The organism is Mucilaginibacter sp. P5_A4 (assembly GCF_056400605.1).
This window is the reverse complement of sequence record NZ_JBFUKX010000039.1, coordinates 17,038-33,565: the sequence shown is the minus strand read 5'-3', so window position 1 is coordinate 33,565 and position 16,528 is coordinate 17,038. Positions and strand designations below refer to the sequence as shown.

Sequence of the window (16,528 nt, the reverse complement as noted above, 5' to 3'; positions counted from 1 at the left end):
GACAAGGTAAATATAATCAATATTTGTAAAAAAAGCTGATTAACTTACAATTTTATACTGTTAACAAAGGGGTTGATGTAATTTTAGAATTAGATTATATAATTTTTATATATTGTTCCTCAATTAAACCTTATCTCTCAAAATGAAATATTCCTTCAAATTATTGCTGCTATCAGCACTGCTGCTGCCACTTTTTACTTTTGCACAAAGCAATTACAAACCCGCGTATGTTGTTACTATTAACGGCGATACTATTCGTGGTCAGATAAACCAGAAAGAATGGTTTGGCAACCCAAAAAGTGTAGAATTTAAAGGCACTACCGGAGTTAAAACTTACACGGCAGACGATATCAGCTATTTTGAACTACTTAATTCATCCATTTATCAGCGATATTCCGGCGAGATCAGCATGGATGAAACCAATATTTCAAAATTGCAAACCGGAGTTGATTCAACTAAAAAGCAGGGTGTTGTATTTTTAAGAGTGGAGCAAAATGGGCCTAACGTAACCTTATATTCCTATATCGATTCAAAAAAAACCAGGTTTTTTATCGCCGACAACAGAACCGGCCAGGTTAAGGAACTGGTTTACAGAATTTACTATTTACCGGATCGTGGCGTACAAACCCGGAGCGAAAATATTTATATACCACAACTATATGACCTGGCCATTAAATATAACCCGACATCGGAGAAATTAAAAACTGAGATAGAAAACGCTACTTATAGTTTCCCCGACCTGAAAAGCATTTCCCAAAAAATTAACAATATAACTGTTGACAAGAAAACCTATGGTGGCAAGCCGGCGTGGAAGTTTTTTGCCGGGATAGCTGCTAATTATACATTGTTTACAACCAATGCCGACGCTAAATTTTATAATGCTAAAAACACAACATCCATTTATCCGGCTTTGGTAGCAGGTGTAAATTTATATCCCAACCCCAGTGTTGGTAAACTTTTTGTCAGGGGCGAAATAATGATTACCGGAGCAGCGTATAAGAACTCCGTAGATCTTTACTTTAACCAGCCAGAGATACCAAAATCTGATTTTAATGTAAAGGAGTTTTTAGTTATTGTTAATCCGCAGGTGATATACAACATTTATAATACTGATGATTTTAAATTATTTATTGATGCGGGTATATCTTATACATTCGTAAAAACTACGGGCAATTCTATCTACAACAGTCACCTTCAAACAACTACGTACAACTATCTTTCCCTTAGTTCGGGACTATTCAGTTTCCCTATTAAGCTGGGTGTAACTTTAAGTAAAAAAGTGGATATATATGTTTCTTATTCCACCCCTGCAGCTATTACCAATAGCAAGAATTATACTATAAATGCAAACAGCATTAAAGCGGGCATTAACTACGAGTTTTAAAGTAAAATAAAAGCGTTCCGGTATCTCAACCCCGGAACGCTCGGTTATTGCCTTAAATCAATAACATCAACTAAATCAAGATCAACCTCATTTTTGATCTTTTCTTTCCATCTTTCTCAGGGATGGCAAGGTTTTAAATATCATTTACAAGTCCACATTATATTAAAACGGAGGAGGACCGCCAGGGCCCGGGCCGCCACCCGGAGGAGGGCCACTGCCCGGACCACCCATATTTGGCTTTTTGCCTGCGAATTTCTGCAGCTTAAGTGTAAAGCTTAGCAGGTAATACCTGCCCAGCCTGTTACTGCTGGTTTGTGTTACATAACTGCCGCTTTGGGTGCTGGTATAACCGGTATTTTGGTTAAATACATCCATTGCCGATAAGCGGATAGTACCCATATTCCCTTTTAAAAAACGGCGCTCAACGTATGTATTCAGTATATTAGGGTTGGTTGCCCCGGTATAGCCGTAGTATAATACTTTTGAATAATCGTAACTAAGTGTCCAGTCTTTCCAAACATAGTTTTTACCATTAATGCCTAAGGTTAACGAACTGAAGTTGCTGTTGATATTAGCCTGGGTAAGCGAGTTATTTGACTTATTTACGCTATACGTTGTACTGGCTTCGGCATCAATAACATTTTCAATACTTACCCGAAACTTTACTCCCTGGGAAAGCACCAGGTTTTTGGCTATATTTTTTTCTGTGGTCATTAAATAACTTGCCGAATCAACATTACTTATATAAGAGATGTTATTATTGTAGGCAACGTTGCCTATAAAGAATAAATTATATTTACGCTTTTCCCATGGCTTGGCAAAAACATAAAATCCCTGCGCCGAATAATATCCGTCTGCATTTAAATACCGGGTTAAAATACTTCCGGCAAGTTTACTGTTGGGGGCATAGTTTTTGGGATATGTAATGCTGTTGGCTACTATTTTATTATCGGTAGTGGTAAATGATAAATTACTGAAAAACACATTTCCGGTCTCGAAATTAAACTTATTGTACCTGACAGACAGGTTATTGTTAAACTCGGGCTTCAAATCGGGATTACCCTCAACCGGGTATGATGCATTACTAAAATCGGTAACGGGCTGCAGTTCGGTATAAGTTGGCTGGTTACTGGCCCCGTTATAGTTTAAGCTTAATGACTGGTTGCGCGAAAAGTTGTAAATAAACCTGGCATTAGGCGCAAAATTAAATGTATGGCTATCGGTTGGCTCACTTGCCGCGCTCATTAATGATCGACCGCGTAATATGGTTGGCTGGGCAACCACACCCAGGGTATAGTTATATTTTTTATCGATAAAACGATAGTTTAAGCCAAACCTGTTGGTAATAAAAGTAGAGGTATAATTATTACTCAGCAAATCGTATTGATTCCTGGTTACACCATCGGCGCTAAGCGTATCTGTCAGCTTATCGGCAGTGGTGTAGGCATAGTGGTAGGCATAAGTAAGTTCCAGGTAACCCTTTTTACTTACCGGTTCTAAAAACGATACGCTTGTGCCCACACTATCTGTACGGCTGTCGGTATTGATGAATTGGTTTAAAGGCGCGTTTGCAGCTCCTTCAATATATGTATATACCGGGTTTTGGTATTTATTGATGCTGTATGAACCTGCCCCAACATTGATACTCAAATTACGGCCACGCTTGCTAAAACGGTGGTTAAATAAAATGTTGGCCCCATAATTTGGTTCGCTTTGGTTGCTCAGGGTATTAAAGTTATAATTTGATACCGTCTCGGAATTATTTACAAGCAAACTATTACCTATTTGTGTAGTATTCACTTTTGCATAAGCAAACGATGGTGTAATTTTTATGTAGTTAACCGTATCCGGCTTATACTCAATATTGAAGTTAAAGCGATGGTTAAGTTTTTCGTCGGTTTGGGTATTGTTATTGGTATTGGTACTTGGGTTTGTTGCCGATATATTGTTTTGAATGGTATTGCTTATGGTAAATATGGAGTTATTGGCAAAGCTATAGCTACCGTAGGCGGTAATTTTTTTTCCCCAGCTATCGCGGTAATTAAGCCCGAAGGAGCGTGCGGTTGTTATGCCATTGGCGCTGCTGCTGTTATTACCCGGGCGGCCACCCGGACCACCACCCCTTGGCCCTCCGCCGTTAAAAGTAAACAGATTAGTATTGGTATTATTTAAGTTGCCTAAAAAAGCCAGCTGCCTGTCGCCGCTAAAACTAAAAACATTTGCAGAGGCTAAATAGCGGCTGCCTTCCTGGCTGTTTGATATGCCGGGGATGGCATCCCTGCCCCCACCTAAACTGGCCTGCCCAAAATAACCGTAGTTTTTACTTTCTTTAATGGTAATGTTCAAAACCTTTTCGGGCTCACCGCTTTTTACACCGGTAAGGTTGGCCTGGTCGCCGTAATCATCAATTATCTGTATATTTTGTACAATATCGGCAGGTAAATTTTTTGTTGCCGATTTTACATCGCCTCCAAAAAAGTCCTTGCCGTTTACCCTTACTTTGGTTACGCTTTTACCCTGGGCGGTAACATTACCGTCTTTATCTACATCAACCCCTGGCAGTTTTTTAATTACATCCTCTACCGGGGCATTATCGCGCACTTTATAAGCGTTGGCATTAAACTCAATCGTATCCTCCTTTAGCTTTACCGGGTTTACATCGGTAATGTTAACGGTGTTGAGCATATAGGTATCATTTTTTAATACGATGGAATTAAGTAAAACAGGTGTGGCGGCTTTATCCAAAATAAACCGGCGCTTTAATGGCTGGTAACCTATGGAGTTTAAAAGCAGGCTAAACTGGTTAACTTTTACATCGTTAAATGTAAACTCGCCATTATTATCAGTCATTACAGTACTGCTATCGGCTCCGGTTAAAAGTTTAACGGTGGTGCCCGGTAAAGTTACTCCTGTTGAATCTTTTACAAAACCTTTTATTTGCCTGCCGTTTTGGGCGTAGGTGCTAAGGCTAAACATCATAGCCAGTATTATTAAGTATGTAGGTTTAAATTTCATAGTTGCGGCTTCATTAACAGCCACAAAACAATAGCATAGGCATTACTATAAAAAACAGAATAGACAGGGATGCAGCAAACGTAGACGAAGGCATGCTTTTTACCTATAAACCTATGCATATGCCCATCGTAGTTGCAGAGAGCCTATTTAACGGTCAATTTTCACCATTTGTCGGCAAGTTCTGCCCGTTAGGCGATTATGGTTAACTGATAACGATATGGTTTAGTAATATTGGAAGATTATTAAACCGCAATTGAAAATCTCAGGTCAAGATTTTCTGTCGAAAAATAATAAACACAAATAGTCTTGATTCTCGTATCTTGACTCCTGATTATAACCAAAAATGAGTCTCAAATCAAAAAGCACTACTATCACTATTCTAATCCACGTACTAACGTGGGCTGTACTCATTTTTGCACTGCTTTTATACCAGCCCCTTACCTGGAATATTGTGTTACCCTACCAATTCTGGATAAAACAGGGCTTGGTTATCATTGTGCTGGTAGCGGCCTTTTATATCAATTCTATTATACTTGTGCCATTATATCTATTGAAAAACCGTACCGGAATGTACTTTCTGATTATAATTGGCCTGATAGTAGCGGTATATTTTTTAAACAATCTTTTTGACGGCGCACTAAATATGCACCAATTAATGGATGCAGCTACGCACAAACACATAAGGCCGCCAAAACCGGGAGGGAAAAACCATATTTTTGATTTTGTAATCGTATTCATCATGGCCCTGGTGTTGGGCATCAGCACCAGCATTACCGCCATACAAAAATGGCAGGCAGATATCAGGCTGCGCGAGGCTTTGGAGCAGGATAAGATAAGCTCCGAACTATCGTTCCTTAAAGCGCAGATCAACCCACATTTCTTTTTCAATACACTCAATAATATTTATGCCCTTACACATGTAAATGCCGATACATCGCGGAAGGCTATCCACCAGCTTTCGCGCATGATGCGCTATGTGTTGTATGATACACAGCATGGTACCGCTTTACTTAGCCAGGAAATAGCCTTTATAAAGGATTACATCAGTCTGATGGAATTACGGCTTACCGACAAGGTGACCGTAACATTTAATTCGCCGGCCAAAGTGAATGATATGAGCGTAGCTCCTATGATATTTTTACCTTTTGTAGAGAATGCTTTTAAACATGGCATAAGCGCCACCGAACCCAGCAGCATCCTCATAAGCGTTGAGCAGCATGCCGAAATGCTTGAATTATGTGTAGAAAACAGCATTTATAAAGACCAAAACGTTAATCTTGAAGAAAATAAAGGCATTGGTTTAACCAATACCCTGCGCCGGCTTGATTTGCTTTATGCCGGCAAATATACTTTAGATATTAAGGAAGATCCTGTTGCCAATACGTATAAAGTTCACCTAACGCTCAACCTGTCATGATATTAAATTGTATAGCCGTTGATGATGAACCACTGGCCCTTGGCCTGGTTTGCAGCTTTATTGAACAAACGCCATTTTTAAAACTAACAGGCCGGTACAGCAGCGCGGTTGAAGCACTGGTAGGTTTGCAGGATCAAAAGGTGGACCTGATATTCCTGGATATCCAAATGCCCAATTTAAACGGTATTGAACTGGCACGGGTACTGGATAGCCGCGGCGCCAATAAACCACGCATTATTTTTACCACCGCCTACAACCAGTTTGCACTGGAGGGATACAAAGTTGACGCTTTGGACTACCTGCTTAAACCTTTTAACTATGAAGAGTTTTTGCATGCGGCAAACAAAGCGCTAAGCTATGCCGAATTGCTGCAGCGCTCAACTACTGCCGCACCTGTATCCGTAGCTGCAGATGAACACCGCATTGAAGACGATTACTTGTTTTTAAAGATTGAGTATCAACTGGTGCGCATAGCGCTAAAAGATATATTGTACATTGAGGGCTTAAAAGATTATGTAAAAGTATACCTGCAGGGTATCGAGAAGCCCTTGCTTTCGCTCACCAGCTTAAAAGCGCTGGAAGAAAAACTGCCTGCAAAACGTTTTATGCGGGTACACCGCTCGTTCATCGTTTCGCTTGATAAAATCAATTCCATCACCCGCAATGCCCTCCAAATTGGCAAGGTGAACATCACAGTTGGCGATCAGTATAAAGAAGCCTTTGGGGTGTTTTTGAGTAAGTGGGTGTAAAGTCTCTGTCTGAATCTGACATTTTTCAGAATATCAATTATCAATTCTGTTTATTCATTATAATTCGTGAAAATTCTGATTCAGACAACATCGCTTTGCAATTTTTTCCCCTTCCATTCTACTATTAAATAATAATCCCTAATTTTATTTTATGCAAAAGGTAACCGTGTCCTGGCTTAAATCGCTTGAGGCTTTAATAAATGTTCCGGATGATCAGCTGCAATGGCTGATAGATGTTAGTGAAAACCAGGTATTTGAAAATGGCACATTATTGAATGAGCCGGGGAAACCCATGACGGGCCCTCATATAATTGTGGAGGGCAGTTTGCGTTTTTATATGCTGCAAAACCGGGGAGTCCGGGATTTTGTAAATGTGGGGCCGGGTAGTATTACGGGGTATCTCCCGTTTTCCCGTGGAATGATAGCTAAAGGTTATGCGGAGGCCATAGGCGAGCTGCATGTACTTAGCTTTCCAACCGAACGCATAAACGAAATGATAAAAAATCATTTTGAGCTTACCCAGGCGCTGGTACATATCATGACCACCCGCGTGCGCGATTTTACTGCCCTGCAGCAGCAAAACGAAAAAATGATGGCATTGGGTAAGCTGTCTGCCGGATTGGCACATGAGCTTAATAACCCGGCATCGGCCATCGTGCGCGATTCTATATCTTTAAGCAAGCACCTCCGCCTTGTGCCTCAAAATCTTAAAAGCATATTCACCGTAAAAATGGATGCTGACCAGATTGACGGGATCGCAAATGAATTATTTAAGGTATTATCAAACAAAGACCATTCCCGTTTAAGCCTTAAACAACGCACCCAGCTGGAAGATGAAATAAGTGAATGGCTTGATGAGAACGAGATTGAAAACAGTTATGATATTGCTGAAAGTTTTGTTGATTTTAAATTTAAAGCCGATAACCTGGAGACTTTTAAAAAGTATGCACCAAAAGAATTTTTATCGACCTTAATTAACTGGATAAGCAGCAAGCTGATAGCCGAAAAAATGATAGAGGATATCCAGGAATCATCAAAACGGATAGCCGAACTGGTAACTTCTGTTAAAACCTTTACCCATATGGACCGCGGGCAGGATAAGCAGTATGCCGATATCCACATTGGTATTACCAACACGCTTACTATGCTGGGGTACAAAATAAGAAAAGGAAATATAGCCGTTGTTGAAGATTTTGACCGAACTTTGCCCGAAGTTAAGGCGCTGATAGGCGAACTTAACCAGGTATGGACAAACCTGATAGATAATGCACTTGATGCCATGGAACCAGCAGGCAAAGGTACACTGACTATAAAAACCCGCCGTGACCGTGAATTTGTGGAGGTTTTTATAATTGACGATGGCCCGGGCATTCCCGAAGAGATCCAGGGCCAGGTATTTGATCCGTTTTTTACCACTAAAGAGATGGGCAAAGGTACCGGGATGGGCCTTGAGGTGGTACAACGGATAGTAAAACAGCACCGCGGATCGATCAAAGTAAAATCGAAGCCCGGGCATACCCAGTTTAGTGTTTGCTTCCTGATTGATGGGTAGTAAACGTTTTTTAGAATAAAGCATTAAAAATTTACCTGTAGCATTCCCTATGAGCCGACCTATTATATTTTCAATTGATGATGACCCGCAGGTACTCCGGTCAATCAGCCGCGATATGAGATCGCATTACGGTAAAGAGTACAAAATACTAAGCACAACATCTGCAAATGAAGCCCTTGAAAGCCTTACCGAATTAAAAAATGGTTCGGATGTGGTAGCGCTGTTCCTTTGCGACCAGCGCATGCCCGAAATGGAAGGCGTTAAGTTTTTAGAGAAAGCAAAAAAAATATTTCCTGATGCAAAGCGTGTACTGCTCACCGCTTATTCAGATACGGAAGCCGCCATTAAAGCTATTAATGATGTGCAGCTTGATTATTACCTCATGAAACCATGGGATCCGCCCGAAGAAAAACTTTACCCGGTTATAAACGATCTGCTGGAAGACTGGCAAAACAACTATATCCCCGAATTTGTGGGTATAAAAGTAATTGGTTATCAATTTTCGCCGCAATCGCATGTAATTAAGGATTATTTGGCCGGTAACCTGATACCCTACCGTTGGCTGGATATTGAAAGAAACGTTGATGCCGGTAGTTTATTAGCCCTTAACAGCCTTACAACAGATTGCCTCCCTACTGTTTTTTTTGAAGATGGCAGCTTTTTGCAAAAACCATCTATACAAGGGATAGCGGCAAAACTTGACAAAAATCCGCAAACCCTTACCGATGTTTACGATGTGGTAATTATTGGTGCAGGCCCGGCAGGGCTTGCAGCCGCCGTGTATGGCGCATCCGAAGGATTAAAAACCTTACTGATAGAACGCAAAGCACCCGGCGGACAGGCAGGAACCAGCTCGCGGATTGAAAACTATTTAGGATTCCCGGCAGGCCTGAGCGGGGCCGATCTTACCCGCCGTGCCATTAGCCAGGCCATGCGTTTGGGCGCCGAATTTTTGTCGCCGCAATCTGTTAGCGACATCAAACAGAAGGATGGCTATAAAACCATTATCCTGGATGACGGTCCCGAGATCATCAGCCGTACCGTGGTTATTACCACCGGCGTTGATTACCGAAGACTTGATGTTAAAGGAGTTGAAAACTTTACCGGGGCCGGCATTTACTATGGGGCGGCAACTACCGAAGCTTCGGCCTGTACAGGTAAAGATGTATATGTAATAGGTGGCGGAAACTCTGCCGGGCAGGCGGCTATGCACTTGTCGAAGTATGCCGATAAGGTGCATATCGTTATCCGGCGCGAAGACCTGGTATCAACCATGTCGGCCTACCTGATAACACAGATAAGCGAAACGCCAAATATTGAGGTTGTACCCGATACCGAAATTACTGAAGCTCATGGAGGTAACTGTCTTGAAAAACTTACTTTAAAAAACTGTAAAACGCAGGAAACGGTTACCAATAAAGCCGCTGCCTTGTACATATTTATAGGCGCCAAACCTTATACCGACTGGATAAAACTCGACATTATAAAAAACAATAAAGATTTTATTGAAACCGGCCGTGACCTGCGCACCTATGAACACTTTAACAAGATCTGGAAGCTTAAACGCGATCCGTTTTTATTGGAAACCAGCTGCTCGGGCATATTTGCAGCAGGCGATGTACGTGCAGGGGCTATGAACCGAGTGGCATCTGCCGTGGGCGAAGGCTCAATGGCAATAAGCTTTGTACACAAATATTTAGCAGAAGTTTAAAATTTACACTCATGCAGGACGATGAAATATGCCGGCACCTGGAAGCCGTTACTGATATAAAACAACCAAAGGAATATGTATGCGAAGAATGTATGAAAATACATTCAACGTGGATGCACCTTCGCACCTGCCAAACCTGTGGAGTAACACTTTGCTGCGATAGCTCGCCTAATACCCACATGACCAAGCATTTTAAAGCCACAAGCCACCCGGTAGTGATCTCGGCCGAACCTGGCGAACGCTGGCTATGGTGCTATGTGGATGACCTGGCGATAGGGTATTGATTAGATGTGCAGATTTCAAATGTGCAGATTTCAGATTATAGATGTGTAGATGGTTTCTCCGCCTGAAATTGTCTGAACCGGAATTAAACGAATTAAGGAATTTTCAGAATTTTCCGCTGCTTGTGCCCTCACAAGCAGCGATTGTTCTTGTATTGTCTGAACCCGAATTTTTCGAATTAAGGAAATCTCAGAATTTTGTCTAAACCCCGATTAAACAGATTAAAGGATTACTGCGATTTCTGACTAAATTGTGTGGCAATTTTAATCACCACTCACCACTCACCACTCACCACTCACCACTCACCACTCAATCAGCCAGATATTTATCTAAAGAAATAGGCCCCGAGCCCAGGATGGTAAATAGCAGAAGCAGGACAAGGGCTGTAATAGATGGCCAGGCTAAAGTATTTATTGGTTCTTTAAAAATACTGGTTAAAAATACCGCGCCTATAACAATCGGGATCTGGATGATGGATGCCATCCGGGTATATATACCAAGGGCTATCAGTATACCGCCAACCATGTGGGCAAACGTTACATAATAAACTAAAACCATCAGCACATCGGGCGAAAGATCTATTATATCCTGGCCTTCAATCAAATGCCTCAGATATGCTGTATTCTGCATAAAGGCGATACCTTTTAACAGCAGGAATATACCAAGCGCTATACGTACAATATCGAGGATTTTAGGGTGATGTGTATCGCCCCAGTTTTCAATTTTATGAACCACGTTCATCACAAGCCTCCTTTTAACAGTTAAATTGGTTTTAGGCAAACAGCGGTCTTATTGGGTTAAAATGGCTTTTTTGCGCTATATAAATATAGTAAAAAACTTGTTACAATTGCAAATTATTATGGAGGTATTTATCAAGTTTTCAGGAAGTTATAAAATCCTGGAGAAGATGAAACGATGTTTTGAAAGGTTTATCATCCTGAGAGCTAAAATCCTGGGACTCTGAAGGGGAAATGACGTTGCTAAAAGGGCTGTCCTGCCGAGCCTGTCGAAGCATACCGGGCAAAGGCCTATACGCGCGCCCATTCGACAGGCTGTCAATGACAAGTCTACAACTTTCTGATTATCAGCATTGAAAAAATATCATTTTCAATGCGATTATTTGCAAGCAAATAAAGGTTACTCAGGATGACGGCCCGTTTTTGAAGGAAATATACGGTTAAAACAAACACGTCATGGGTCCGGGGAAGTTTGTATTTGCCGGGACAACAGTGAACTTGTTTCGGTATGACGTGGTGGTTTTTTTTAAAGCAATTTTCCTGATCCGGAGGTGATTCACCCGCAAAACATTAATCAAACCCTACATATTCTTTTTGCTTCACCTCAACAAAGCCAGATGTATTATCACGACTTATGAGCATCACGATATGAAAAAAGTCGTTATCAAAAAGATAAATATTGTTTACCGAATCGGCTCCCTGGAATCGCATGGGCAAGCCGGCGCTTTTTGCCTGCGTAATTAAATTAAAAATATGTTTGGTGGTGGCTGTTTTATAAGCCACTGTACGCAGTATGGCGCCGCTGCTTAACTTGGTGGCAACGCCAATAGCAACCGATTCTTCTTTATGCTCAATACCAATTTTATTTAAATTCTCCACCGTGTTGCCATCAACATCCTGGGTATATTTTCTTTTAAACCCTTTAGTCAAAACCAAATAATTATGGGCATCGCCGTTTGATAGATTTGTTAAATTGGTGAGGTCATTAATAGTGATGCTTTGCCCAAACAGATCAATACAGCAAAACGATAGTAATGCTAAAAACAGGTATTTCTTCATTTTTATTATTCTATCCAAATATACTTTTTTAAACAATTAATCAATCACCCGGATGGTAGGTTCTTTGAGCGTGTTTAAGCACATCCTCTTTATAAAACAAAACATCTTTAAACCTGCCGTCAATAATGCCCCGGACCTGGTCGCTAAAGTTTTTTGATGCCGGGTCAAATGATTGCCCCCCGGTCATAATACTTTTGGCCTTTACCTTTGGCCCAAATTCAACAGCGGCTACAAAACTGTTACCTGAGTAGCCATAGCGCTTTAGCGTATTCATTGTGCGGCTCTGAAACGATGGCAACTGGCCAAATCCCGAGCCTGTTAAACCCACCGGGATACTGGGTAAATTATCGTCGAACGTTACGCCGTCTGCAGGGCGCTGGTAGCGGTTTATATCACCCCATTGTACCTGCCAGGTGCCAAAGCGGCTTTGCAGGTTTTTCAAAACAGCGGTTAAAAAATCCAGCTGCCGATCGCCGGGAGTTTGTTCGGCAAGCGTTTTTATCCGTTGCGTTATAAAGGTGCTCTGCTGGTCTGTTTTAGGCGGCGGAAGCAATTTTAACATCAAAGTACCCCATTCAATGGCCAGCGAACTGGCTACCGAATTTATGGCCGTACGTTTATCCCATTGCCGCAACAGCTTCACAGGTTCGGCAAGGGAGGTTTTTAACGAATCCGGGGCATTATCATAAGCTTTAAATAACCCGGGGAATAAATCATCAAAAGCGGCCAGGTAATGATCGTAGCCTTTGGCTATTAGGCCATCAAGTGTAAGATGATCTGCATTTTTTAATATATTAATGGCAGTTACGGCCCGGTAGTTTTCACCATCTGGCGCCATATAAACGGGATATTTACTTTTATCGGGGCTGCTTGCCCCGGCAGCAGTATACGGCGTTGAATTGCAATTCTGGATCCAGCCGGTAGCAGGGTTTGTAGTTGTAACAATATCTTTAAGCCGATGAACGCCTTGCCACTCTGTGGCACGTGTACTGCCATCAACGGGCAGGCTCCAATCATATTTAGAGTCTCTTTTGGGGATATAGTTGCCATACCAAAAAATAGTATTGCCTTTATCATCTGCATAAACAGTGTTGTTGGTGGCGTTTGATACCAGGTCCATAGCCTTTTTATATTCAGTAAGAGTATTAGCTTTGGTAATTTGCCACGACTCCAGCAGGGCGTTATATGAGCGATTATTGGCTTTTAAAGCTAACCATTTACCATCGCGGCTTCCCAATACCGGTCCGTGGTGTGTGTAATATGCTGTTATTGTTCGTTGCTCAACTTTATCGCCGTTTTTTATATTGATGATAAGCTTACGGGTGATTACCGGTTTAAGCGCCCCATCGTACTCATAAAACCACTTACCATCCTTTTTGGTCATCTTTTCGGCATAAAGGTCGGCTACATCCGCGTAGCTGCTGGTGTGCATCCAGCCGCAATGTTGGTTAAAACCCTGGTAAATAAAAAACTGCCCCCAGGTAACGGCACCATAAGCATGCAGCCCTTCCTGGCTTACCAGTTCCACCTCGCTGCGAAAGTAAAAAGGCACATGCGGGTTAATGTACAATAAAGCATGCCCCGATGCCGATTTAGATGGCGATATAGCAAAACCGTTTGATCCGGTTTCCCGTTCATTCGCAAATTCATAGTTATTTTGGGGATGGTTTATCAGGATGCCCATCTTCTCGCCGCCATCTGCATAAAATGCTTTTGTTTCTTCCAGCTTAATCCCGCCGGTTTCGGTTGCGGCCACGCTGCCATCGGTAAACATTAAGGCATACCAGGGTTTAAAATACTTAAATACCTTAGGTTTTATTTCGGGATGCTTATACAGGTAATAGTTTATGCCATCGGCAAAGGCATCCATCAATTTCCTGAAAGCAGGCGCACTTTTTTTATAATCCCTGATAGCGTCGGCAGTATCAGCTATCAATTGGAGTTGTATATCGGTGGCGAGGTTATTTTCGCCATCAACTTCGGTTTGTTTGCCAAGCTGGTAAAGGTAATTACGCTCAATACCTTTAAAATTATCCTCGCATTGCGAATACATTAACCCAAAAACCACGTCGGCATCTGTTTTACCATAAATATGCGGCACGCCATAATTATCGCGAATAATAGTTACAGCTTTAGCCTGACTTTCGGCCCTTTTTATTTCCTCCTGGTTAAATACCTGGGCAAATACAATACAAGGAGAAAATATTAAAATGTAAATTAAATTATGTTTCATGGTAACAATAATTTTACTGTTGCGTCTAACAAATTAGATTGAAAATCAGCAATGATATATTAATAATATGAAGTAGATTTGGTCTTTAAAACACAATATTTACATTGCACCTGCGTTTCTTTTCAATTATTCATAATTTTTGAAACGCAGTGCGAATTTTTGCCGCGTTTTTGGCACAATCACAAAGTAATAAATTTTTTGTTTACTGGTTATTACTGCAGTAAATATATAAGAGCTTGGATGTTCATTTTACATGAGATCTGAGGTTTAGTTGATACAATGTCATTTGAGAGATGATATTGCAGTGCGTTCCGGGGTGAGATACGGAACGCATTTTTTATTTTAGTTTATTGATTCATCAGTGGATAATGTATATCCTGGCAATTCCTTGTTTATTCGCCTGCAAAGATCAATGAACCAGTGAACAAATGAACTAATGAACCCATTGTTTTTTCTCCCACGCCATAACCAGTAGTACCATGCGGTTATAGGTTCCCAAACCTTGGGGTTGATTGTTGGCTTTCAGAAAATTATCATAAAAGATACTGCTGATAGCGCTTAATTTGTTTTCGTAGGCTAACCAGTAAGCTCGCTCGGTTACAAAATCCTGGTGTACATCTTTAGATATCATTGCCTTTAATTCTTTATGAGCTACGGTATCCCTGCGTCTTAGGGTATGCATAAACTCATCAACCGCTAAATGATAGGCCGAGTAGCGCAGCAAACGGTCATGTGATTTTATGCCAATGATAAATCCGGCAAAATCAGCTTCATCCTCGGCTCCGTAACCTACCTGGTGCGACATTTCATGACAGGCAACAAACGGCCGGTTAAATACAGGCATTTCATAATTGATCTGCGCCTCGGTTGTAAAAGGATTATAATAGCCCGATGTGCCCATATAATTCATTAAAAAGCTGATCATGGAAGGCTTTACTCCCGGATGAAAAGCCCGAAAATTAACAGAATCTGCAGAGAGTGAACTCACTGCATTAACAGCTGTTTGGTAAATGGCACTGTTGCTTTGAGCCAAATCTGCAGCAGTTATAAGCGCACGGCAGGTGTTGGCGCTATCTATCAGCAATTTAGTTACAGCCTTCAGGTCGGCAGTAGTGAAGGAGGTATCTCTCAGGTTAAGGCGCTCTGCTGCCGATGGCCTGAAATAATTCATCCCCCAAAACAAATAAAAAATAAGTACGCCTGCCTGCACACCTATAACCCATCCCAGCAAATGCATACCGGCAATTTTAAACTGCTTTTTAAACAACAGTTTAATCATCCTTGCGATCCCTAAAATTAAAGCAATTATAACAGCAATATATATCAGATCGCCAACACTAAAGGGAAACAGGTTTAATACCGGGTGAAAAATCCAGCAGATAAGTTTATAAAAACCATTTGAATAATAACGCTCAACCAATGCGGGATGGTTGGCAATCTGCATCAGTATAAAAGTAATTAGGGCCAGCAACAATATAACGATGATCCTTTTTAATAAGGGATTTTTGCTGATGTGGTTACGCATTAAGTAAATATAGTGCTTATTAATAAAGCCGGGATATAAGAATTAAGATAGAAGAGAACCTCCGGTCTTTTCCCGGCTTTTTATTCATACAGGTAACAGGATACAAAAAAAGCTCCGGGTGAAGGAGCTTTAATGTAAATTGGGTAATTTAAATACTTATTTTATTGAAACAGGCACCTCAAAAGTATCCCATTTAAGGCTGAAGCCTTTTGGCGTAATAGTATATTTAAGGCTTTCGCTTTTAGGGACGGTTTTACCTTTAACCGTTACACGTAACTGATCATTAGCTTCTTTGTAAGTATAAGCTCCCCATTGTTTCGGGTTTTTATCAAAAATAAGTGTCCAGGTGCCACTTGCAGACGGAATTACGAAGAATGCATACCTTCCGGCAGGAAGCGTTTTGCCTTCCACTTTGATATCTTTGCTGGTAGTAATACTGGTTGCCGAATCGGCCCCTGCGCGCCATACCTTATCAAAAGGCACCAGTTCGCCGCCCAGTACTTTACGCCCCTTTACGTAAGGACTGCCATATTTAATTTTAATTAATGAACCGGCTACTGTAGCACTTGTGCTGTCATGCGGACTTGCTGGTTTTTTGTCCTGTGCAAATGTAAGGCTGCTCACAAATAGCGCAAATGCCAATAGCAATGCTGCTTTTAATTTAATAGATGTTTTCATAATACTTCTCATGGATTTTGTTTGGTATAAATATAGGATGAAATTTGTTTGGGTAGCAATTCAAAGTTCAAATAAAACTTAAGCCTTGTTTAAAAAAATATTGTTTTAGCAATTAAAAACAGTTGATAAACAGCATTGTTATATTGTTAAGATAGCCATATTGCAGTTAGGAATTGACCTTAAGGT

12 protein-coding genes are annotated in these 16,528 nt (G+C 41.1%); 6 read left to right on the top strand and 6 right to left on the bottom strand.

The window, feature by feature from the left end:
- Positions 1 to 142: 142 nt before the first annotated feature.
- Positions 143 to 1,384 (top strand): hypothetical protein, encoded by a 1,242-nt coding sequence (locus AC1DQW_RS20145; protein WP_477455713.1) that lies wholly within the window; start codon positions 143 to 145, stop codon positions 1,382 to 1,384.
- 162 nt (positions 1,385 to 1,546) lie between these two features.
- Here the strand turns inward: AC1DQW_RS20145 and AC1DQW_RS20140 are convergent, their stop codons facing one another.
- Positions 1,547 to 4,399: a TonB-dependent receptor gene (locus tag AC1DQW_RS20140; protein WP_477455712.1), complete on the bottom strand. Its 2,853-nt coding sequence runs from the start codon at positions 4,397 to 4,399 to the stop codon at positions 1,547 to 1,549.
- A gap of 343 nt (positions 4,400 to 4,742) precedes the next feature.
- On the opposite strand from AC1DQW_RS20140, the gene AC1DQW_RS20135 reads away from it, so the two are divergent.
- The 5 genes from AC1DQW_RS20135 (at position 4,743) to AC1DQW_RS20115 (ending at position 10,112) form a co-directional block, all read left to right on the top strand.
- A complete protein-coding gene (locus AC1DQW_RS20135) occupies positions 4,743 to 5,816 on the top strand; it encodes a sensor histidine kinase (RefSeq protein WP_477455711.1) in 1,074 nt (357 codons plus the stop codon).
- Positions 5,813 to 6,565 (top strand): LytR/AlgR family response regulator transcription factor, encoded by a 753-nt coding sequence (locus tag AC1DQW_RS20130; RefSeq protein ID WP_477455710.1) that lies wholly within the window; start codon positions 5,813 to 5,815, stop codon positions 6,563 to 6,565. The genes AC1DQW_RS20135 and AC1DQW_RS20130 overlap by 4 nt, the downstream gene beginning before the upstream one ends.
- A 151-nt stretch (positions 6,566 to 6,716) precedes the next feature.
- Positions 6,717 to 8,117: an ATP-binding protein gene (locus tag AC1DQW_RS20125; protein ID WP_477455709.1), complete on the top strand. Its 1,401-nt coding sequence runs from the start codon at positions 6,717 to 6,719 to the stop codon at positions 8,115 to 8,117.
- Positions 8,118 to 8,166: 49 nt separating this feature from the next.
- A complete protein-coding gene (locus tag AC1DQW_RS20120; RefSeq protein ID WP_477455708.1) occupies positions 8,167 to 9,828 on the top strand; it encodes an FAD-dependent oxidoreductase in 1,662 nt (553 codons plus the stop codon).
- 11 nt (positions 9,829 to 9,839) lie between these two features.
- Positions 9,840 to 10,112 (top strand): UBP-type zinc finger domain-containing protein, encoded by a 273-nt coding sequence (locus tag AC1DQW_RS20115; protein WP_477455707.1) that lies wholly within the window; start codon positions 9,840 to 9,842, stop codon positions 10,110 to 10,112.
- A gap of 307 nt (positions 10,113 to 10,419) precedes the next feature.
- On the opposite strand, the gene AC1DQW_RS20110 is transcribed toward AC1DQW_RS20115, so the two are convergent.
- The 5 genes from AC1DQW_RS20110 to AC1DQW_RS20090 form a co-directional block, all read right to left on the bottom strand.
- Positions 10,420 to 10,851: a DoxX family protein gene (locus AC1DQW_RS20110; protein WP_477402612.1), complete on the bottom strand. Its 432-nt coding sequence runs from the start codon at positions 10,849 to 10,851 to the stop codon at positions 10,420 to 10,422.
- A gap of 566 nt (positions 10,852 to 11,417) precedes the next feature.
- Complete coding sequence (locus AC1DQW_RS20105; RefSeq protein WP_477455706.1) at positions 11,418 to 11,906, bottom strand: hypothetical protein; 489 nt, start codon at positions 11,904 to 11,906, stop codon at positions 11,418 to 11,420.
- 40 nt (positions 11,907 to 11,946) lie between these two features.
- The gene (locus AC1DQW_RS20100) at positions 11,947 to 14,139 is read right to left on the bottom strand and encodes a penicillin acylase family protein (protein ID WP_477455705.1); all 2,193 of its coding nucleotides are present in this window, start codon (positions 14,137 to 14,139) and stop codon (positions 11,947 to 11,949) included.
- 433 nt (positions 14,140 to 14,572) lie between these two features.
- Positions 14,573 to 15,664, bottom strand: coding sequence for a DUF3810 domain-containing protein (locus tag AC1DQW_RS20095; RefSeq protein ID WP_477455704.1), 1,092 nt, complete (start codon positions 15,662 to 15,664; stop codon positions 14,573 to 14,575).
- Between the two features lie 156 nt (positions 15,665 to 15,820).
- Complete coding sequence (locus AC1DQW_RS20090) at positions 15,821 to 16,342, bottom strand: DUF2911 domain-containing protein (RefSeq protein WP_477455703.1); 522 nt, start codon at positions 16,340 to 16,342, stop codon at positions 15,821 to 15,823.
- Positions 16,343 to 16,528: the final 186 nt, after the last annotated feature.